Here is a 20,113-nt window from a genome sequence, read left to right as displayed (position 1 = left end):
CATTATTTATAAAATCTTTTTTTGGACAGAAAAAGCATTTCTGCAAATATCACCGCGCATTTAAAATACATCAAATTAATATTAATAAATTTTATTTTCATTCCCTCTTATAACGGGCCAGTTACCCATGAAATTTAGAACAGCGAAACTGTCCAGCATTAGTCTGGCTATAGCCTATTCGCTTTATAGTTATAATGCCTATGCCGATGCCAGTAATCATATCAGCACGAAAGGTGATCAGGTTGTTAATATTTCTGGCATAAATATTACTGACGATTACTACTCTTATTATACTGACGGCAGTATTGATATGACCGTCACAGATAGTGATATCAATACGGGCGGATCGTATTATCAGACGCTTATTGCTGACTCATCCAGAAGTACTGTTAATTTTACCGCCACTAACCTGACTACCGAAGGCGGCGCAGTTGAACTCAGCGGCAGCGGCGATATCACGGCAAATGTTACGCGTAGTCATTTAGGGTCAACAGGCGCCTTGCAAGCCGACGCCTTATGGCTGAAATCCAACTATGGCAACGCTACAGCTAACGTTTCTGACTCTGTCCTCACGGGTCGGCTGGATGTCGACGCTGCTCTGGACGCGGCCACGACCGTGGATCATTCAGACATTGACCAGGGCATACGTGCGATGGCCGAGGGAAAAGACGCACAAGATACCATTGTCATAAAGAACAGTACCATTACCGCTACGGATACCAGTAATTCGAACGCCAGCGTGGTTTATGCCGACGCCGGCAGCGGCGGCGCAAGCGTTGAAATAGATAACAGCGCTATCGGCTTAAATGCGGATTCCACACCAGCTCATAGTCAGGACGTTCAGGTATATACCGATAATGGCGGCAAAGCGAATGTAATGGTTAACGATTCTACCGTGCAGAACGGCATTATGGCCTATTCGGAAGGTAGTGATGCACAGATTCAGATTAATAATAGTCAAATTGGCACCGAAGCCACTGCCGACGATGTCAATTATATGCTGCTAGCGCAATCGTCCCGTAAGACCATCGGCCAGGGAACCGCGTCATTATCCGTCAATAATAGCCAGATCAATGGCAATATTACGGCTCAGTCGCAGGGCGACGGTAATGCAGAAATATCATTGAGCAATGGCACGACAGTCAATGGTAAAGTCCGGCTTGTCGGCAGCGATATGATTCTGAACATTGATGATGCAACATTAAATGGCAATATAGAAGCCAGCAGTTACTCTGAAGCAGATATTAGCGATGCCGGAACCAATATGACGTTAAATCTGAGCAACACAACGTATCGCGGTAATATTGATTCAAATGACAAAGATATTAATGAAAACCTGACAATCAATGTCAATGATGGCGCAATCATTGGCGGTGAATCACTGGATAGCGCCATGCAAATTACCGGCTATGATACGGTAAATTTCAATGTGAATTATCTCGCGCCTTCACTGATTGATACGGGCGTTGTTTCCTATTTTTATCTGGATAATGAAGAGCAGGCCGAAGTCAATAGCAGCCTTGCGACAGGCACACTAGCGCCAATTCGTAGCGGTGCCTACATTATGGACGATGTAAAATATCAGGCGACGGATGTAAGCTCGCAAACCACTACGGCAGATGAAGGCCAAACCTGGGGCGTAACCTTCTATACTGACGCTCCGACGCCGCCAGATCCAACTCCCCCCGATCCGACACCACCAGACCCGGCGCCACCGGAGCCAACACCGCCAGACCCGGCACCACCAGATCCAACGCCGCCTGCGCCAGTTCCGGATGCCAGTAACGTTGCAGCGGATATTCAGGCCGCCCAGGCGGGTTTACTGGCCAGTGACGATATGATCCACCGAATAGCGGACGGTATTACCCACCAGCTCGATAGCGCGAAAACCGATCGTAATAGCCATTTATGGTTGCAGGGAATTTACGCCAGCGGCGATCGTACAGCGGGTATTACACAATACAGCAACGATATATCCGGCTTTCAGATCGGCAGCGATATTGCCCGTCAAATTCGTGGCGATAATGTGATTGGTGTTGGCCTGGCGCTTGGCTATCTGCACAACGATCTGGATTTAAATCATCATCTGGATGGCCGCAATAAGATAGACGGCAATTACTACAGCGTCTATGCCAGTTGGAAACAGTTGCTGTCTGATACGACGCATTGGGGCTGGTTCGCTGATACGGTATTCACTTATGGCGATATGTCTTATAGCAGTAATGGACGCGACGGACACCTTTCCGCTGGCGGAGATTACGATGGACGTAGTTGGCTGGTGCAGAGCCGCGTCGGCGCGCAAGTTAACGCGACCCGTCAGACCTGGCTGAGGCCTTATTTAACCATGGGTTATGTCAATACCCATACCGATAGTTATAACGATGGCTACAGCGATGTTAGCAGCGGTAAACAAGATGGCGGCTTTGCCGGGGCTGGTATGCAGGCAGGGGTAAGCTACCAGTTACATAACGTGGAAGTGAAACCTTATGTTGAGCTGGCTTACATTGGACAATTTGGAACAAAGACCGATTTCCATACCGACGATTATCGTTTTGCTGGCCAGAATCTTAACGGTGGTAATGCCGGATTGGGAATGGAAGTAACGTTTTCAGAAAGATGGAGCGCAAATACCCGCGTTAATACCGAATTTGGTCACGATGTTGACAACGAGGTAAATGCTTATATCGGTGCAAAATATCAATTTTGAGCCGTCGTTATCCGCCATCACTCTGCTACGTCAGATTGATGGCGTTCAACGATATACCTCAGGGCATATATGGTGATGACAACCAATCCAGCCGCCCTTTTAAGTTATATCATTCAGCCTTCCCTTGACCAGAAATAGCGCATTGTATTGTTATTTAAACGTTTCATCTCATTCCTTGCTCAGATTACCCATCACCCAACGTTGATATACCAATTTTTTTCTCTTCGTTTATATAATCGTTATATCCTCCCCTATACCGTGGAACTTGTCTTTTATCCCAATATTGAGGCAGGTTCTGAAATGAAAAACTTTTCCACAGTCTGTATCATTTCCCTCCTGGCGACCTATGCTGCTGCTGCACCAGCAAAAGAGGGGGCCTACATCACCGGGAAAGCAGGGGTATCGGTAGTAAACCTCTATGGAATCAATTCGACCTTTAGTGCAGATGAAATAGTCAATGGCCACAAAAAGTTACCTGACAGTACTAAAGGGTTTTTTGGCGGCGGGGTTGCTGTCGGTTATGACTTCTATGATCAATACCAGCTTCCGGTACGTTTAGAACTGGATACAACCTTTAGAGGGGAAACCGATGCCAAAAGCGGGCAGGATATCACTGCGTTTGGTGAATCGGTACACATCAACGTAAAAAACCAGGTCCGGATGGCCACATATATGGTGAATGGTTATTATGATTTCCATAACAGTACTGCATTAACGCCATATGTCAGCGCAGGTATTGGCCTCGCTCACGTGAAGCTAAAAAACAACACTATCCCTGTTGGCTATGACATTAACGAAACTCTCTCCGCTTCAAAAAATAACGTTGCCTGGGGCGCAGGTATCGGCGCAAAATATGCTGTAACCGATAACATTGCCATTGATGCCAGTTATAAATACATTAATGCAGGCAAAGTAAAAATTTCAAAAAATAATTATGCCGGTGATGAACACACCTCTTATTATACAGACACGAAAGCCGCATCCAACGATTTCATGATTGGCATCACTTATGCTTTTTAAGCAATATTAGTAAAATGGCGGAGTCAGTGATTTGCGAAGGCGCAAGGGGGACATCGATAATTTCTCTGCTACGCCTTCAGAAAACCACTACTATCTGTCAGATATACACTATGTGAAGCCGCTGTAGTGTCGACTACTACGTGCCCGCTTAACCACGGACCGGCGGGTCCCGGGAGAGATTACCCAGGACAGTTTATTATTCTGCCTTACTGGTTTGCCATGACGATGGCACAAAGAAATGATGACGAGACAAGCAAATGAATGTTTTGTCGCAGAAAATTCAAAATGAGTGAGCCCAAATTTCCTCTTACAAGGAGGCCACCATTGTCTTTCTTTTCCTTCTGCCGGGTATGAAGGAAATTCCCGCATAAAAAAAAACCACAAGTCGTTTTTAACTTGTGGTTTCTTCACTCATTAATGATACGCATAGCGTTTAAAGAATGAGTTGGCGGAACGGACGGGACTCGAACCCGCGACCCCCTGCGTGACAGGCAGGTATTCTAACCAACTGAACTACCGCTCCGTATTATATTCCCGTTGGGGACGAGGCGAATATTACGGTTTGCTGTGGCGCTCGTCAACGCTTTTTCTCATCTTTTGAATCAGTTGCTGCAAAATTCACCTGAAGGAAGGTTTTTAGCGTATAAAAAGGGATAGCTTACGCCCGCCACAGGCAACTTCCCCCTTTTTTCTGTACCAAATCAAGCCGCGATTCATGGGCAGCCAGCTCTTCATCAGAGGCAAAAACGACCCGTAACCGACTCGCCTGGCGGACGATACGTTGAATTGTCTCTTCACCTTGCTGCCGCTGCGTTTCTCCTTCCATCGCAAATGTCATAGACGTTTGTCCGCCTGTCATCGCCAGATAGACATCGGCGAGAATCTGGGCATCGAGTAATGCCCCGTGTAAAGTACGTTTGCTGTTATCTATCTCATAACGCGAGCAAAGCGCATCCAGGCTGTTACGTTTGCCGGGGAACATTTTCCGCGCCAGCGCCAGGCTATCGGTGACCTTGCAGAAGGTACTGGTTTTAGGAATATCACGTTTAAGCAGAGCAAATTCATAATCCATAAAGCCGATATCGAACGAAGCGTTATGGATGACCAGTTCCGCACCGCGGATATAATCAAGAAACTCATCCACGACATCAGCAAAAACCGGTTTATCCAGCAGAAACTCATCGGCAATGCCGTGTACGCCAAAAGCTTCCGGATCGACAAGCCGATCCGGCTTAAGGTAAACATGAAAATTGTTGCCGGTCAGACGACGGTTTATCACCTCAACCGCACCGATCTCAATAATCTTGTGGCCTTCATAGTGTGCGCCGATCTGGTTCATACCGGTGGTTTCGGTATCGAGGACAATCTGTCGTGTAATTGCAGTGCTCATATCGGTCATTTATGTCAGACTTGCATTTTGTTATCGATTTCAATTACAGGAAGTCTACCAGAGATGCTTAAACAGGTAGAAATTTTCACCGATGGCTCTTGTCTGGGGAATCCAGGGCCTGGCGGTTATGGCGCTATCTTACGCTATCGCGGCCATGAAAAAACATTTAGTGAAGGTTACACCCTGACCACCAACAACCGAATGGAGTTGATGGCGGCGATCGTCGCGCTTGAGGCGTTGAAAGAACATTGTGAAGTTATATTGAGTACCGACAGCCAGTATGTGCGACAGGGAATTACCCAATGGATTCATAACTGGAAAAAACGTGGCTGGAAAACAGCTGACAAGAAACCTGTAAAGAATGTCGATCTTTGGCAACGTCTTGATGCGGCGTTAGGTCAGCACCAAATCAAATGGGTATGGGTCAAAGGCCATGCGGGACATCCGGAAAACGAGCGTTGCGATGAACTGGCGCGCGCCGCAGCAATGAATCCCACGCGGAAAGATACAGGCTATCAGGCAGAGGCTTAGCTATCCGGTTTGCGATATTGCCGGGTGGCGCCAACAGTCTGGCGGATAGGGGGTTTACTTTTACTATGTCGAAGAGGATTGAGCGTAAGCGGGATAGTCCGCTTACGGGCTACAATAAGCTGCAAACAGCCCAGTGCAGGAATATGTGTATTTAAAAGCCGCCCCCCTTGTTTTTTCCAGGGCAAAACATGAAAGCGGCTATGGTGCAGCACTTCGAAATTGAGTAAAGACAGCCAGTCCAGTTGCCGCATGAGTGTAAACATTCGACTATTATAAGGCGGCATTTTACGTAAAACGGGCACCAGTTTGCGTAGGCCCATCAAACTGACGGGGTTAAATCCGCTCATAACCAGCCAACCGTCGTCAATCAACACGCGGTCAGCTTCGCGCAATAAGCGGTGCGGGTCGGTACTCCATGGCAAAGTATGCGCCAGCAGACAAACATCGACGGATTTATCCGCAAACGGAAGATGTAACGGATCGGCCAGAACCTGCATTGGCGAGCCCATGGCTGAAACATTCACTTGATGGGAGACCGCACACGCTTCGCAATTGATTTCTGCGCTTAAATTACCGATTTTAAGCAAATGGAAACCATACATTTTTGCAAACCACGGATTCAACTGCTGTTCCAGCGCCTCACGATAGTAATTGCCCCAGGGCAGCTCCCCCCAGCATCCGGGCGCAACGACAGTTTGAGGGAGTCTTGCCGGTTTCATCACAACCTTCCGCTAATTATTTGAGAGGTAATATATGAATCTTAACAGTATTCCCGCATTTCAGGACAATTACATTTGGGTACTGGCAGATCAAGAAAGCCGCTGTGTAATTGTTGATCCCGGAGAGGCTGCGCCGGTCTTAAAGGCCATCGCTGAGAATAAATGGGTTCCGGAGGTGATTTTCCTGACGCATCACCATCACGACCATGTTGGCGGAGTAAAAGAACTGTTGCAACATTTCCCGCACATGACCGTTTATGGACCGGCAGAAACACAAGACAAGGGAGCCACTCACCTTGTTGGCGATGGTGATACTCTCCTCGTTTTAGGCCGCAAATTTAGTATATTTGCTACGCCTGGTCACACGTCAGGGCACATCTGTTACTTTAGTCATCCTTACTTATTTTGCGGCGACACCCTGTTTTCTGGTGGTTGCGGTCGGCTGTTCGAAGGCACCGCGTCGCAAATGTATCAATCACTTATGAAGATAAATTCGCTTCCTGACGATACATTAATCTGCAGTGCTCATGAGTATACTTTAGAGAACATTAAGTTCGCATTGAGCATTCTTCCGCACGATTCGTTCATAAATGAATATTATCGTAAAGTTAACGAGTTACGTGTAAAAAAACAAATGACACTCCCCGTTATGCTGAAAAATGAGCGTAAGATTAATCTTTTTTTAAGAACAGAAGATATTGATTTAATTAATGAAATAAACAAAGAAACAATATTGCAACAACCAGAAGCGCGTTTTGCATGGTTAAGGTCAAAGAAAGACACGTTCTGATAATTCTTACTTGTCATTCGTTAACTTCGCCGTTATGATCGGTCGTCTTTTAAGCAACTATTGACACACACATGAAGGCAAAAGCGATATTACTCGCCTCTGTCCTGCTTGTGGGGTGCCAGACGTCTCAGAACGCTGGCAACGTCCAACAGCACGCACAGAGCCTTTCTGCAGCTGGTCAAGGGGAAGCAGGAAAGTTTACGAGTCAGGCACGATGGATGGACGATGGGACGTCCATCGCGCCAGATCAGGACTTGTGGGCTTTCATTGGCGACGAGCTAAAGATGGGAATTCCGGAAAACAGCCGGATTCGCGAACAGAAACAGAAGTATTTACGCAATAAGAGCTATCTCCACGATGTGACTTTACGGGCAGAGCCGTATATGTACTGGATAGCGGGGCAGGTTAAGAAACGTAACATGCCTATGGAGCTGGTACTATTACCCATAGTGGAGAGCGCTTTTGATCCTCACGCAACGTCTGGCGCCAATGCCGCAGGTATTTGGCAGATCATACCGAGCACAGGGCGCAATTATGGTTTAAAACAGACCCGTAATTATGACGCGCGTCGTGATGTTGTAGCCTCTACAACCGCCGCGTTAGACATGATGCAGCGTCTGAACAAAATGTTTGACGGCGACTGGCTGTTAACCGTTGCCGCGTATAACAGTGGCGAAGGCCGTGTTATGCGGGCAATTAAGGCAAACAAAGCCCGTGGAAAACCGACGGATTTCTGGTCGCTTTCTTTACCACGGGAAACAAAGGTCTATGTGCCAAAAATGCTGGCGTTGAGTGAAATTCTCAAAAACAGCAAACGTTACGGCGTACGTCTGCCAACAACAGATGAAAGCCGGGCGCTGGCGCGGGTCCGTTTAAACAGCCCCGTTGAAATGGCTCAGGTTGCAGATATGGCAGGCATGTCTATCAGTAAGCTGAAGACATTCAATGCCGGCGTAAAAGGGTCTACCTTAGGCGTAAGCGGTCCGCGATATGTCATGGTACCCAAAAAACATGCTGAGCAACTGCGTGAGTCGCTGGCTTCCGGTGAGATTGACGCCGTTCAGTCCCGGTTGATCGCCGATAATACACCACTGAATAGCCGCAGCTATAAGGTGCGTTCTGGCGATACGTTGTCAGGCATTGCTTCACGTCTTGGCGTAAGCACTAAAGATTTGCAGCAGTGGAATAACCTGCGTGGTTCCCGCCTGAAGGTTGGGCAAAGTCTGAACGTTGGCGCTGGCAGCAGCGCACAGCGACTGGCTAACAATAGCGATAGCATTACCTATCGTGTCCGTAAAGGCGATTCGCTTTCCAGCATTGCCCGACGTCACGGAGTGAATATCAAAGATGTGATGCGCTGGAATCATGATACGGATAATCTGCAACCGGGCGATCAGCTTACGCTGTTCGTGAAGGACAATAGCACGCCAGACTCCTGATATTGTCCGACGAAAAAGCCAAAAGGCGCCGCTTCCCCGGCGCCTTTTATAATTGTTATACCGTCTTATACGCCTCCAGCATGATAGTATCGCTACTAAACGAGCCGTCATCCTGTAACTCAAAATAGCGCTTCACCTCTGCCGATGCGCTCGCCTGATACAAGCGAATTGCCTCCACCAGCGCCGCCGGCGTACGCATCCGCGTTACCCATGAGCGAAACTCCAGCGATAAACGATCGGTTTCCAGCGTATTCGTCATCAGCATCGCTTTATTGACCATTTCCAGCCATTCACCACTGGAATAATTACGGACATGCGACGTATCGCGTAACGCCTCCACCGTTTGCAGCCAGACATCGCGTACAGGATGTCCTGGCGACATGACATCCATAATAATCAGCACGCCACCAGGTTTTAATACACGGTGAACCTCACGCAGGGCCTGACCAACGTCGTGCCAGTGATGAGCGGAATAGCGGCTAATCACCACCTCAAACGACGCCTCTTCAAAGGGCAGTTTTTCTGCATAGCCTTGCCGGAGAATAATATTATTTAACTGTTTTTCTTCCGCCGCCCCGGCGACTACCTCAAGCATCCTGGCTGACAAATCATAAGCCACTACCGATTTGACATTCAGCGCCGCGATAAAACTGGCGTGTCCGGCCCCACACCCCATATCCAGTACATTCGCCTGTGAAAAACCAGACAACCTTTGCGCCAGACGTACTAAATCGCGGCCCTCGGCATGAACAGCGCTATGTAAATAAGCGTTTGCCTGCGAACCAAACTGTTTATCAACGTTATTATGATGAGAGTGCATTGTCATGGTGTTGCCCTTCTGTTATGGAGAAAGTCGAGGGCAGCAACCGTTGAGGCCTGCCCCATGGCAGACCTGACTTACCTTTATGATTCAGGTTTGCCGGGACTGAATTCAACAAGTAGCGGATTGTGATCGGAAGCGCGCGTCACCAATACTGACGCTTCACTCACGTTTAAACCACGATAAAAAACAAAGTCCAGCGGCCGTCCAAATGCACGACGACGCTGATCGTCAGTAAAACGCACCTGGCGCAGCGACATCTCACGCGCAAAGCGGTACAACGCATTCATGCGAGGACGGCTCCAGGCATTAAAATCACCCGCCATAATGACAGGTCCGCTATGATGCGCAATCTGATCGCCAATAGGAAGTAACTGCTTACTATAAACATCAACGCCCAGACTAAAATTTACCGCATGAACATTTACCACCATTAATAACCGGGTGTCCGGCAACGGATATACCGTCACCAGAGCCGATTTCGCCAAACGTAAAATCGGCTCTCTTTCCCGTAAAGGGCAGCAGTAAACAGGATGGGCGGCAGAAAGGGTCATAACGCCAGACGGATGCTGAGGCAATACAAAAGCAGGAACCTGATCGGCTGCAAGATAGTTAGCGGTGGCAAACTGCACAAGTTCAGGTGTCGTTTGCGCCTCCTGCAGCAGAACCAGATGCGCATCTTTACCGTAGTTCTTCAGCACCGATAACCATTCGGCCCGCTGCTGCTTAAATATATTCCATACAAGGATACGGATCCGCTCTTCACTGCTTAACGGTTCCCCGGCGGGCAATGCCTGACCAATGCTCGCAAACGACCCTGGCGGTAAAATCCGTTCGGCGGGCTGTCCGGCAACATAGCGCATCGCATAGGTGTTTTTTCGCACTTTTGACTTTCAAACCTCTATAACGTCAACCAGTCCGGAAACGGAATGGTTATTCTGTTATAGGGATTTTAGCGCAGACTTTCAATGTACAATTGCCTATTGTTAGGTTTGCAAACACTTACATCATCATTTAGCCCTCTGTCTGTCAGCAACGGGATGAATATTGCGCCAGCAGATGTTTTAATAGCAAAATGCTCAGCAACGCTTAAACTTCGGGTACAAACGTGAAAGCGACATCAGAAGAACTTACCATTTTTGTAGCGGTAGTCGAGAGCGGGAGCTTTAGCCGTGCCGCAGAACGGCTGGGACAGGCCAATTCTGCAATTAGTCGCGCAGTAAAAAAACTGGAAATGAAGCTGGGCGTAAATTTAATCAACCGAACAACACGGCAACTGAGTCTTACAGAAGAAGGCGAGCGCTATTTTCGTCGGGTACAAATAATATTGCAGGAAATGGCTGCCGCCGAAACGGAAATACTGGAAACTCGCAATACACCTCGCGGTTTGCTGCGCATTGATGCCGCAACACCAGTTATTCTGCATTTCCTGATGCCGTTAGTAAAACCTTTTCTTGAGCGTTATCCGGAAGTCACACTGTCGCTGGTCTCCTCCGAAACATTTATTAATCTTATAGAACGAAAAGTCGATGTCGCTATACGCGCAGGTAAGTTGACCGATTCCAGTTTACGTGCTCGTCCTCTATTTACCAGCTACCGAAAAATTATTGCCTCTCCTGATTACGTTGCTCGTTATGGCGCCCCCAAAAACGTTGAGGAACTGAAACAGCATGTCTGCCTGGGATTTACTGAACCGCTTTCGCTCAACACGTGGCCGGTTGCCTGTTGCGATGGGCAATTGCATGAAGTTCATAGCGGGATTTCGTCTAACAGCGGAGAAACGTTAAAGCAGCTTTGTCTTAGCGGAAATGGTATCGCTTGCCTGTCCGACTATATGATCGATAAAGAGATCGCACAAGGCACGTTGATAGAACTGATGGCCGACAAACGGTTACCGGTAGAAATGCCCTTCAGCGCCGTTTACTACAGCGATCGTGCCGTCAGTACCCGAATACGGGCCTTTATTGACTTCCTCAGCGAACATATAAAAACAGAGTCAGGAAACGCGGACAAAGAGCGCTAAAAATGCAGTGAAGGGTTGCCAGAACAGGATAATGATTGATTTATAGATAACAAAAAAGCCCTGAACATATGCTCAGGGCTCTTAATTAGTGGCGGAACGGACGGGACTCGAACCCGCGACCCCCTGCGTGACAGGCAGGTATTCTAACCAACTGAACTACCGCTCCACCGAATTCTTTTACTTTACTACCGCCGGTTGTCACCCCGGGTTACTGCAATTTGATGCCTGGCAGTTTATGAATCACTTCGTGATTCCCCCTTCGGGCCGTTGCTGCGCAACGTTCAAAAGCTGTCGCTTTTGTCCTACTCTCTCGAGTAGTGAACTGCTCCGAAAGTCAGTGCCACACTTCTTGTTTGATGCCTGGCAGTTCCCTACTCTCGCATGGGGAGACCCCACACTACCATCGGCGCTACGGCGTTTCACTTCTGAGTTCGGCATGGGGTCAGGTGGGACCACCGCGCTAGTGCCGCCAGGCAAATTCTTTGTGCTCTGTCCTGTGTCTTTTACACTGATACGGCGTTGGCTGCTCTTGCGGGCGTCAGTCACATACTTCTGTATGCTCCTTCCGTCGCTGCGTTTGCCGCCTTGTCTCAGCGTAAAATCCTTCGGACTCTGAATCTGAGCTGAAAATTGTCCGTCTTCCCAATCCGCCAAAACATCTTCGGCGTTGTAAGGTTAAGCCTCACGGTTCATTAGTACCGGTTAGCTCAACGCATCGCTGCGCTTACACACCCGGCCTATCAACGTCGTCGTCTTCAACGTTCCTTCAGGAGACTTAAAGTCTCAGGGAAGATTCATCTCGGGGCAAGTTTCGTGCTTAGATGCTTTCAGCACTTATCTCTTCCGCATTTAGCTACCGGGCAGTGCCATTGGCATGACAACCCGAACACCAGTGATGCGTCCACTCCGGTCCTCTCGTACTAGGAGCAGCCCCCCTCAATCTTCCAGCGCCCACGGCAGATAGGGACCGAACTGTCTCACGACGTTCTAAACCCAGCTCGCGTACCACTTTAAATGGCGAACAGCCATACCCTTGGGACCTACTTCAGCCCCAGGATGTGATGAGCCGACATCGAGGTGCCAAACACCGCCGTCGATATGAACTCTTGGGCGGTATCAGCCTGTTATCCCCGGAGTACCTTTTATCCGTTGAGCGATGGCCCTTCCATTCAGAACCACCGGATCACTATGACCTGCTTTCGCACCTGCTCGCGCCGTCACGCTCGCAGTCAAGCTGGCTTATGCCATTGCACTAACCTCCTGATGTCCGACCAGGATTAGCCAACCTTCGTGCTCCTCCGTTACTCTTTGGGAGGAGACCGCCCCAGTCAAACTACCCACCAGACACTGTCCGCAACCCCGGTCAGGGGCCCACGTTAGAACACCAGCCATTAAAGGGTGGTATTTCAAGGACGGCTCCACGCAGACTGGCGTCCACGCTTCAAAGCCTCCCACCTATCCTGCACATCAAGGACCAGTGTTCAGTGTCAAGCTATAGTAAAGGTTCACGGGGTCTTTCCGTCTTGCCGCGGGTACACTGCATCTTCACAGCGAGTTCAATTTCACTGAGTCTCGGGTGGAGACAGCCTGGCCATCATTACGCCATTCGTGCAGGTCGGAACTTACCCGACAAGGAATTTCGCTACCTTAGGACCGTTATAGTTACGGCCGCCGTTTACCGGGGCTTCGATCAGGAGCTTCGCTTGCGCTGACCCCATCAATTAACCTTCCGGCACCGGGCAGGCGTCACACCGTATACGTCCACTTTCGTGTTTGCACAGTGCTGTGTTTTTAATAAACAGTTGCAGCCAGCTGGTATCTTCGACTGACTTCAGCTCCACGGGTAAACCGCTTCACCTACATGTCAGCGTGCCTTCTCCCGAAGTTACGGCACCATTTTGCCTAGTTCCTTCACCCGAGTTCTCTCAAGCGCCTTGGTATTCTCTACCTGACCACCTGTGTCGGTTTGGGGTACGATTTGATGTTACCTGACGCTTAGAGGCTTTTCCTGGAAGCAGGGCATTTGTTGCTTCAGCACCGTGGTGCCTCGTCGTCACGCCTCAGCCTTGATTTTCCGGATTTGCCTGGAAAACCAGCCTACACGCTTAAACCGGGACAACCGTCGCCCGGCCAACATAGCCTTCTCCGTCCCCCCTTCGCAGTAACACCAAGTACGGGAATATTAACCCGTTTCCCATCGACTACGCCTTTCGGCCTCGCCTTAGGGGTCGACTCACCCTGCCCCGATTAACGTTGGACAGGAACCCTTGGTCTTCCGGCGAGCGGGCTTTTCACCCGCTTTATCGTTACTTATGTCAGCATTCGCACTTCTGATACCTCCAGCAACCCTCACAGGCCACCTTCAACGGCTTACAGAACGCTCCCCTACCCAACAACACTTGCGTGCCGCTGCCGCAGCTTCGGTGCATGGTTTAGCCCCGTTACATCTTCCGCGCAGGCCGACTCGACCAGTGAGCTATTACGCTTTCTTTAAATGATGGCTGCTTCTAAGCCAACATCCTGGCTGTCTGGGCCTTCCCACATCGTTTCCCACTTAACCATGACTTTGGGACCTTAGCTGGCGGTCTGGGTTGTTTCCCTCTTCACGACGGACGTTAGCACCCGCCGTGTGTCTCCCGTGATAACATTCTCCGGTATTCGCAGTTTGCATCGGGTTGGTAAGCCGGGATGGCCCCCTAGCCGAAACAGTGCTCTACCCCCGGAGATGAGTTCACGAGGCGCTACCTAAATAGCTTTCGGGGAGAACCAGCTATCTCCCGGTTTGATTGGCCTTTCACCCCCAGCCACAGGTCATCCGCTAATTTTTCAACATTAGTCGGTTCGGTCCTCCAGTTAGTGTTACCCAACCTTCAACCTGCCCATGGCTAGATCACCGGGTTTCGGGTCTATACCCTGCAACTTAACGCCCGGTTAAGACTCGGTTTCCCTCCGGCTCCCCTATTCGGTTAACCTTGCTACAGAATATAAGTCGCTGACCCATTATACAAAAGGTACGCAGTCACCCCACCACTAAGCCCCCTCTGCTTCTTTTGCGGTTGAACGTCGCTTACGCTCCGTTAACCCTCTCCTCAGCAAAGGATGCGTCATGGAACTCACCACTGGCTTAGTGGTGGGGCTCCCACTGCTTGTACGTACACGGTTTCAGGTTCTTTTTCACTCCCCTCGCCGGGGTTCTTTTCGCCTTTCCCTCACGGTACTGGTTCACTATCGGTCAGTCAGGAGTATTTAGCCTTGGAGGATGGTCCCCCCATATTCAGACAGGATACCACGTGTCCCGCCCTACTCATCGAGCTCACACCAGGTGCATTTTCGTGTACGGGGCTCTCACCCTGTATCGCGTGCCTTTCCAGACACTTCCACTAACACACCTGCTGATTCAGGCTCTGGGCTCCTCCCCGTTCGCTCGCCGCTACTGGGGGAATCTCGGTTGATTTCTTTTCCTCGGGGTACTTAGATGTTTCAGTTCCCCCGGTTCGCCTCATTAACCTATGGATTCAGTTAATGATAGTGTGACAAGTCACACTGGGTTTCCCCATTCGGACATCGCCGGGTCAAGGGTTCATATCACCTCGCCGGCGCTTTTCGCAGATTAGCACGTCCTTCATCGCCTCTGACTGCCAGGGCATCCACCGTGTACGCTTGGTCGCTTAACCTCACAACCCGAAGATGTCTTTTCTGTCCGGCTTGTTGCGCGTCGTGAATACTGCGTTGTTCCGTACTCGCGATGCTCATGGACATTAAGTCCACTGCGCTCGCTGCGTGCGGTACGCCTTGTCTTCACTTCGCTCACATCGCCTTTTACAGGTTTCTTCTGATTGCGATAATTGAGAGACTCACGAACAATCGAAATTGTTCTGTGTTTCAATTTTCAGCTTGATCCAGATTTTTAAAGAGCAAAACTTCGCAGTGAACCTTTTCAGGTACACTCTGAAGTATTTTTTCGTAAACACTCACAAGATGGTGGAGCTATGCGGGATCGAACCGCAGACCTCCTGCGTGCAAAGCAGGCGCTCTCCCAGCTGAGCTATAGCCCCATCGTGTAGTCAGAACCTCTTTACCGTTGATTCGTTTCCGGGCGCGGCGTGGTGAAGCGAAGCATACATCAGTATGCGAGCTTTGCCACAACAAAGCACGGGAGCGAATCTGGTAGGCCTGAGTGGACTTGAACCACCGACCTCACCCTTATCAGGGGTGCGCTCTAACCACCTGAGCTACAAGCCTGTAGAGGTTTTACTGCTCGTTTTTTATCAGACAATCTGTGTGAGCACTGCAAAGACCGTTTCTTTCAGGTAAGGAGGTGATCCAACCGCAGGTTCCCCTACGGTTACCTTGTTACGACTTCACCCCAGTCATGAATCACAAAGTGGTAAGCGCCCTCCCGGAGGTTAAGCTACCTACTTCTTTTGCAACCCACTCCCATGGTGTGACGGGCGGTGTGTACAAGGCCCGGGAACGTATTCACCGTGGCATTCTGATCCACGATTACTAGCGATTCCGACTTCATGGAGTCGAGTTGCAGACTCCAATCCGGACTACGACGCACTTTATGAGGTCCGCTTGCTCTCGCGAGGTCGCTTCTCTTTGTATGCGCCATTGTAGCACGTGTGTAGCCCTGGTCGTAAGGGCCATGATGACTTGACGTCATCCCCACCTTCCTCCAGTTTATCACTGGCAGTCTCCTTTGAGTTCCCGGCCGGACCGCTGGCAACAAAGGATAAGGGTTGCGCTCGTTGCGGGACTTAACCCAACATTTCACAACACGAGCTGACGACAGCCATGCAGCACCTGTCTCACGGCTCCCGAAGGCACAAATCCATCTCTGGATTCTTCCGTGGATGTCAAGACCAGGTAAGGTTCTTCGCGTTGCATCGAATTAAACCACATGCTCCACCGCTTGTGCGGGCCCCCGTCAATTCATTTGAGTTTTAACCTTGCGGCCGTACTCCCCAGGCGGTCGACTTAACGCGTTAGCTCCGGAAGCCACGCCTCAAGGGCACAACCTCCAAGTCGACATCGTTTACGGCGTGGACTACCAGGGTATCTAATCCTGTTTGCTCCCCACGCTTTCGCACCTGAGCGTCAGTCTTCGTCCAGGGGGCCGCCTTCGCCACCGGTATTCCTCCAGATCTCTACGCATTTCACCGCTACACCTGGAATTCTACCCCCCTCTACGAGACTCAAGCCTGCCAGTTTCGGATGCAGTTCCCAGGTTGAGCCCGGGGATTTCACATCCGACTTGACAGACCGCCTGCGTGCGCTTTACGCCCAGTAATTCCGATTAACGCTTGCACCCTCCGTATTACCGCGGCTGCTGGCACGGAGTTAGCCGGTGCTTCTTCTGCGGGTAACGTCAATTGCTGTGGTTATTAACCACAACACCTTCCTCCCCGCTGAAAGTACTTTACAACCCGAAGGCCTTCTTCATACACGCGGCATGGCTGCATCAGGCTTGCGCCCATTGTGCAATATTCCCCACTGCTGCCTCCCGTAGGAGTCTGGACCGTGTCTCAGTTCCAGTGTGGCTGGTCATCCTCTCAGACCAGCTAGGGATCGTCGCCTTGGTGGGCCGTTACCCCACCAACAAGCTAATCCCATCTGGGCACATCTGATGGCAAGAGGCCCGAAGGTCCCCCTCTTTGGTCTTGCGACGTTATGCGGTATTAGCCACCGTTTCCAGTAGTTATCCCCCTCCACCAGGCAGTTTCCCAGACATTACTCACCCGTCCGCCACTCGTCAGCGAAGCAGCAAGCTGCTTCCTGTTACCGTTCGACTTGCATGTGTTAGGCCTGCCGCCAGCGTTCAATCTGAGCCATGATCAAACTCTTCAATTTAAAAGTTTGATGCTCAATGAATTAAACTTCGTAATGAATTACGTGTTCACTCTTGAGACTTGGTATTCATTTTTCGTCTTGCGACGTCAAGAATCCGTATCTTCGAGTGCCCACACAGATTGTCTGATAAATTGTTAAAGAGCAGGTGCGACGCGGCTTTCAGCTCACCGTCGCGAGGTGGCGTATATTACGCTTTCCTCTTTCAGAGTCAACCCTGAATTTCAGGATTTTTCTCTTCAACCGGCCGGCTGTTTGTGTGAAGTGATTCACATCCGCCGTGTCGATGGAGGCGCATTATAGGGAGTCGATTCAGGAAGACAAGCGGAAAAATGCATTTTTGTTTTAACCGCTCATCTTTTACCCATAACGCTTATTTTTGCTGCTTTTTTATCGCCGATGGCAGATCAGCAAGGCTATTTAACACCCAATCAGCGGCATTTTCTGCTTCTGGCGTAACCGGTTTTCCCGTTCGCACCAGTACTTTTGTCCCTACCTGTGCCGCCGCAGCTGCCTGCATATCTTCCAGTTTGTCTCCCACCATATAAGAGGCTGCCATATCGATATGCAGGAAATCGCGCGCAGAGAACAACATTCCTGGATGTGGCTTGCGACAATCGCATACCTGGCGGAATTCTTCCACGCTGCCCTGTGGGTGATGCGGACAATAATAGATGCCGTCCAGATCGATATCACGATCCGCCAGTGACCAGTCCATCCATTCGGTCAGAGTTTCAAACTGCGCTTCAGTAAACTTGCCACGCGCAATACCGGACTGGTTCGTCACCACGACTAGCGCATAGCCCATCGCTTTTAGCTCACGCATCGCGTCAATAACGCCTTCTATAAACTCAAACTCATCGATTTCATGTACATAGCCGTGATCGACATTAATAGTGCCGTCACGATCGAGAAAAATTGCGGGTACAGACTTTGCCACCTTTTATAGCTCCTGAATAAAGCAAGTCACGCTAGTATCGCATGTTTCAGCGGGCAGGAAAGTGCTCATCGTATAAAGCCTGATTGATTTAGACGTCTGGATGCCTTAACATCCATTCTGTTGACGGCGTTGACCGTATCAGGCAGACAAAAATGCCACCGCTAATTTCATTACGATAATAAATAATCAATGATTAAACTTTCGAATATTAACAAAGTGTTCCATCAGGGAACTCGCAGCATTCAGGCGCTAAACAATGTCAGCCTGCATGTCCCTGCCGGACAAATTTACGGCGTCATCGGTGCATCTGGTGCCGGTAAAAGCACGCTCATTCGCTGCGTAAACTTACTTGAGCGTCCCACTGAAGGAAGTGTAATAGTGGGCGGTCAAGAGCTGACCACGCTCTCTGAAGCGGAACTCACTCAAGCCCGTCGACAGATAGGCATGATTTTTCAACATTTTAATCTGCTGGCCTCTCGAACCGTATTTGGCAACGTGGCTCTGCCGCTGGAACTGGATAGCACGCCAAAAGAGGAAATTAAACGGCGCGTCACAGAGCTCCTGGAACTGGTCGGTCTGGGGGATAAACACGACAGCTACCCGGCAAATCTTTCTGGTGGGCAAAAACAACGCGTGGCGATTGCCCGTGCGTTAGCCAGTAATCCAAAAGTATTGCTGTGCGATGAAGCGACCAGCGCCCTCGATCCGGCGACCACCCGCGCTATCCTGGAACTGCTAAAAGATATCAATCGCCGCCTGGGGCTAACCATTCTGCTCATCACGCACGAAATGGACGTGGTCAAACGCATTTGTGACTGCGTTGCCGTTATCAGCGGTGGCGAGCTGATTGAGCAGGATACCGTTAGCGAAGTCTTCTCACATCCGAAAACCCCGCTGGCGCAAAAGTTCATTCAATCCACCTTACATCTGGATATTCCGGAAGATTATCTGGCACGGCTGAAAACGACACCGGAAGCTGACAGCGTGCCAATGCTGCGTATGGAGTTTACCGGGCAGTCCGTTGATGCCCCACTACTTTCCGAAACCGCCCGCCGTTTCAACGTGAACAATAATATTATCAGCGCGCAGATGGATTACGCAGGCGGCGTGAAGTTCGGCATCATGCTAACGGAAATGCACGGCACACAAGAAGAGACGCAAGCCGCAATTGCCTGGCTGCAGGAGCATCACGTGAAAGTAGAGGTACTGGGTTATGTCTGAGGCAATGATGTGGTTACTGGTTCGTGGCGTTTGGGAAACGCTGGCGATGACCTTTGTCTCCGGTTTCTTCGGTTTTGTGATTGGCCTGCCGGTCGGCGTATTGCTGTATGTGACGCGCCCAGGACAAATTATTGAGAATGCCAGACTGTATCGCACACTCTCTGCGGCGGTAAATATTTTCCGTTCCATCCCATTTATTATTTTACTGGTATGGATGATCCCCTTTACCCGCGTGATTGTCGGCACATCTATTGGCTTACAGGCCGCCATTGTGCCGCTGACCGTTGGCGCCGCTCCCTTTATCGCCCGCATGGTGGAAAATGCGCTGTTAGAGATCCCAGCAGGGCTTATCGAAGCCTCGCGAGCGATGGGCGCCACGCCATTACAAATTGTCCGTAAAATTCTTTTACCAGAAGCGTTGCCTGGGCTGGTGAATGCGGCAACCATTACGCTAATTACCCTGGTCGGTTATTCCGCGATGGGTGGCGCAGTCGGCGCTGGCGGCCTCGGTCAAATCGGCTATCAGTACGGCTACATTGGCTACAATGCTACCGTAATGAATACCGTGCTGGTATTACTCGTCGTTCTGGTTTATTTAATTCAGTTATCCGGCGATCGCATCGTCAGGGCTGTCACGCATAAGTAACGTTAAACACAACACTA

13 protein-coding genes, 4 tRNA genes and 3 rRNA genes are annotated in these 20,113 nt (G+C 49.9%); 8 read left to right on the top strand and 12 right to left on the bottom strand.

What is annotated here, in order from left to right:
* Positions 1-127 precede the first annotated feature (127 nt).
* On the top strand, positions 128-2,707 hold the full coding sequence (locus SBG_RS01280) for an autotransporter outer membrane beta-barrel domain-containing protein (protein ID WP_000672232.1): 2,580 nt from the start codon (positions 128-130) through the stop codon (positions 2,705-2,707).
* 300 nt (positions 2,708-3,007) lie between these two features.
* Entirely contained in the window at positions 3,008-3,727 is a 720-nt protein-coding gene (gene pagN / locus SBG_RS01275; RefSeq protein ID WP_000788130.1) for an adhesin/invasin protein PagN, read from the top strand.
* 446 nt (positions 3,728-4,173) lie between these two features.
* Here the strand turns inward: pagN and SBG_RS01270 are convergent.
* A tRNA-Asp gene (locus SBG_RS01270) sits at positions 4,174-4,250 on the bottom strand.
* 135 nt (positions 4,251-4,385) lie between these two features.
* Positions 4,386-5,117 (bottom strand): DNA polymerase III subunit epsilon, encoded by a 732-nt coding sequence (gene dnaQ / locus SBG_RS01265; RefSeq protein WP_013991365.1) that lies wholly within the window; start codon positions 5,115-5,117, stop codon positions 4,386-4,388.
* 63 nt (positions 5,118-5,180) lie between these two features.
* Between dnaQ and rnhA the strand changes: the two genes are divergently transcribed.
* On the top strand, positions 5,181-5,648 hold the full coding sequence (gene rnhA, locus SBG_RS01260) for a ribonuclease HI (RefSeq protein ID WP_000917869.1): 468 nt from the start codon (positions 5,181-5,183) through the stop codon (positions 5,646-5,648).
* Here the strand turns inward: rnhA and SBG_RS01255 are convergent.
* Entirely contained in the window at positions 5,645-6,367 is a 723-nt protein-coding gene (locus SBG_RS01255) for a class I SAM-dependent methyltransferase (RefSeq protein WP_000801228.1), read from the bottom strand. The genes rnhA and SBG_RS01255 overlap by 4 nt on opposite strands.
* A 34-nt stretch (positions 6,368-6,401) precedes the next feature.
* Here SBG_RS01255 and gloB point away from each other — a divergent pair, with 34 nt between their 5' ends.
* Positions 6,402-7,157, top strand: coding sequence for a hydroxyacylglutathione hydrolase (gloB, locus tag SBG_RS01250; RefSeq protein ID WP_001052762.1), 756 nt, complete (start codon positions 6,402-6,404; stop codon positions 7,155-7,157).
* Between the two features lie 71 nt (positions 7,158-7,228).
* On the top strand, positions 7,229-8,596 hold the full coding sequence (gene mltD, locus SBG_RS01245; protein ID WP_000644699.1) for a murein transglycosylase D: 1,368 nt from the start codon (positions 7,229-7,231) through the stop codon (positions 8,594-8,596).
* Positions 8,597-8,651: 55 nt separating this feature from the next.
* On the opposite strand, the gene SBG_RS01240 is transcribed toward mltD, so the two are convergent.
* Positions 8,652-9,422 carry a class I SAM-dependent methyltransferase gene (locus SBG_RS01240; protein WP_000177800.1) on the bottom strand — a complete coding sequence of 257 codons (771 nt, stop codon included), beginning with the start codon at positions 9,420-9,422 and terminating at the stop codon, positions 8,652-8,654.
* A gap of 77 nt (positions 9,423-9,499) precedes the next feature.
* Entirely contained in the window at positions 9,500-10,300 is an 801-nt protein-coding gene (locus tag SBG_RS01235) for an endonuclease/exonuclease/phosphatase family protein (protein WP_001230973.1), read from the bottom strand.
* 224 nt (positions 10,301-10,524) lie between these two features.
* Between SBG_RS01235 and yafC the strand changes: the two genes are divergently transcribed.
* On the top strand, positions 10,525-11,439 hold the full coding sequence (gene yafC, locus SBG_RS01230; protein WP_000648613.1) for a DNA-binding transcriptional regulator YafC: 915 nt from the start codon (positions 10,525-10,527) through the stop codon (positions 11,437-11,439).
* 89 nt (positions 11,440-11,528) lie between these two features.
* Here the strand turns inward: yafC and SBG_RS01225 are convergent.
* The 7 genes from SBG_RS01225 to gmhB form a co-directional block, all read right to left on the bottom strand.
* Positions 11,529-11,605, bottom strand: a tRNA-Asp gene (locus tag SBG_RS01225).
* Between the two features lie 192 nt (positions 11,606-11,797).
* Positions 11,798-11,913, bottom strand: a 5S ribosomal RNA gene (gene rrf / locus SBG_RS01220).
* Between the two features lie 197 nt (positions 11,914-12,110).
* Positions 12,111-15,113: ribosomal RNA gene (locus tag SBG_RS01215) — 23S ribosomal RNA — on the bottom strand.
* A 305-nt stretch (positions 15,114-15,418) separates the two neighbouring features.
* A tRNA-Ala gene (locus SBG_RS01210) sits at positions 15,419-15,494 on the bottom strand.
* A 110-nt stretch (positions 15,495-15,604) separates the two neighbouring features.
* Positions 15,605-15,681 (bottom strand) — tRNA-Ile (locus SBG_RS01205).
* A 69-nt stretch (positions 15,682-15,750) separates the two neighbouring features.
* A 16S ribosomal RNA gene (locus tag SBG_RS01200) occupies positions 15,751-17,292 on the bottom strand.
* Together the 16S, 23S and 5S rRNA genes with 3 tRNA genes alongside form the textbook arrangement of a ribosomal RNA operon.
* A gap of 370 nt (positions 17,293-17,662) precedes the next feature.
* Positions 17,663-18,229 (bottom strand): D-glycero-beta-D-manno-heptose 1,7-bisphosphate 7-phosphatase, encoded by a 567-nt coding sequence (gmhB, locus tag SBG_RS01195; RefSeq protein ID WP_001140162.1) that lies wholly within the window; start codon positions 18,227-18,229, stop codon positions 17,663-17,665.
* A gap of 189 nt (positions 18,230-18,418) precedes the next feature.
* Here gmhB and metN point away from each other — a divergent pair, with 189 nt between their 5' ends.
* Both metN and SBG_RS01185 read left to right on the top strand, forming a co-directional pair.
* Positions 18,419-19,450: a methionine ABC transporter ATP-binding protein MetN gene (gene metN, locus SBG_RS01190; protein WP_000593981.1), complete on the top strand. Its 1,032-nt coding sequence runs from the start codon at positions 18,419-18,421 to the stop codon at positions 19,448-19,450.
* Positions 19,443-20,096: a methionine ABC transporter permease MetI gene (locus tag SBG_RS01185; RefSeq protein ID WP_001287481.1), complete on the top strand. Its 654-nt coding sequence runs from the start codon at positions 19,443-19,445 to the stop codon at positions 20,094-20,096. Before metN ends, SBG_RS01185 begins: the two co-directional genes overlap by 8 nt.
* Positions 20,097-20,113 lie beyond the last annotated feature (17 nt).

Source organism: Salmonella bongori NCTC 12419 (assembly GCF_000252995.1).
GTDB lineage: Bacteria > Pseudomonadota > Gammaproteobacteria > Enterobacterales > Enterobacteriaceae > Salmonella > Salmonella bongori.
The sequence above is the reverse complement of the archived record's forward strand: the minus strand, read 5'-3'. Positions and strand labels throughout refer to the sequence as shown.

Excerpts from the sequence above, each read along its gene's own strand:
- SBG_RS01280 (WP_000672232.1), top strand. The coding sequence starts at position 128 with ATGAAATTTAGAACAGCGAAACTGTCCAGCATTAGTCTGGCTATAGCC.
- pagN (WP_000788130.1), top strand. The coding sequence starts at position 3,008 with ATGAAAAACTTTTCCACAGTCTGTATCATTTCCCTCCTGGCGACCTAT.
- dnaQ (WP_013991365.1), bottom strand. The coding sequence starts at position 5,117 with ATGAGCACTGCAATTACACGACAGATTGTCCTCGATACCGAAACCACC.
- rnhA (WP_000917869.1), top strand. The coding sequence starts at position 5,181 with ATGCTTAAACAGGTAGAAATTTTCACCGATGGCTCTTGTCTGGGGAAT.
- SBG_RS01255 (WP_000801228.1), bottom strand. The coding sequence starts at position 6,367 with ATGAAACCGGCAAGACTCCCTCAAACTGTCGTTGCGCCCGGATGCTGG.
- gloB (WP_001052762.1), top strand. The coding sequence starts at position 6,402 with ATGAATCTTAACAGTATTCCCGCATTTCAGGACAATTACATTTGGGTA.
- mltD (WP_000644699.1), top strand. The coding sequence starts at position 7,229 with ATGAAGGCAAAAGCGATATTACTCGCCTCTGTCCTGCTTGTGGGGTGC.
- SBG_RS01240 (WP_000177800.1), bottom strand. The coding sequence starts at position 9,422 with ATGACAATGCACTCTCATCATAATAACGTTGATAAACAGTTTGGTTCG.
- metN (WP_000593981.1), top strand. The coding sequence starts at position 18,419 with ATGATTAAACTTTCGAATATTAACAAAGTGTTCCATCAGGGAACTCGC.
- SBG_RS01185 (WP_001287481.1), top strand. The coding sequence starts at position 19,443 with ATGTCTGAGGCAATGATGTGGTTACTGGTTCGTGGCGTTTGGGAAACG.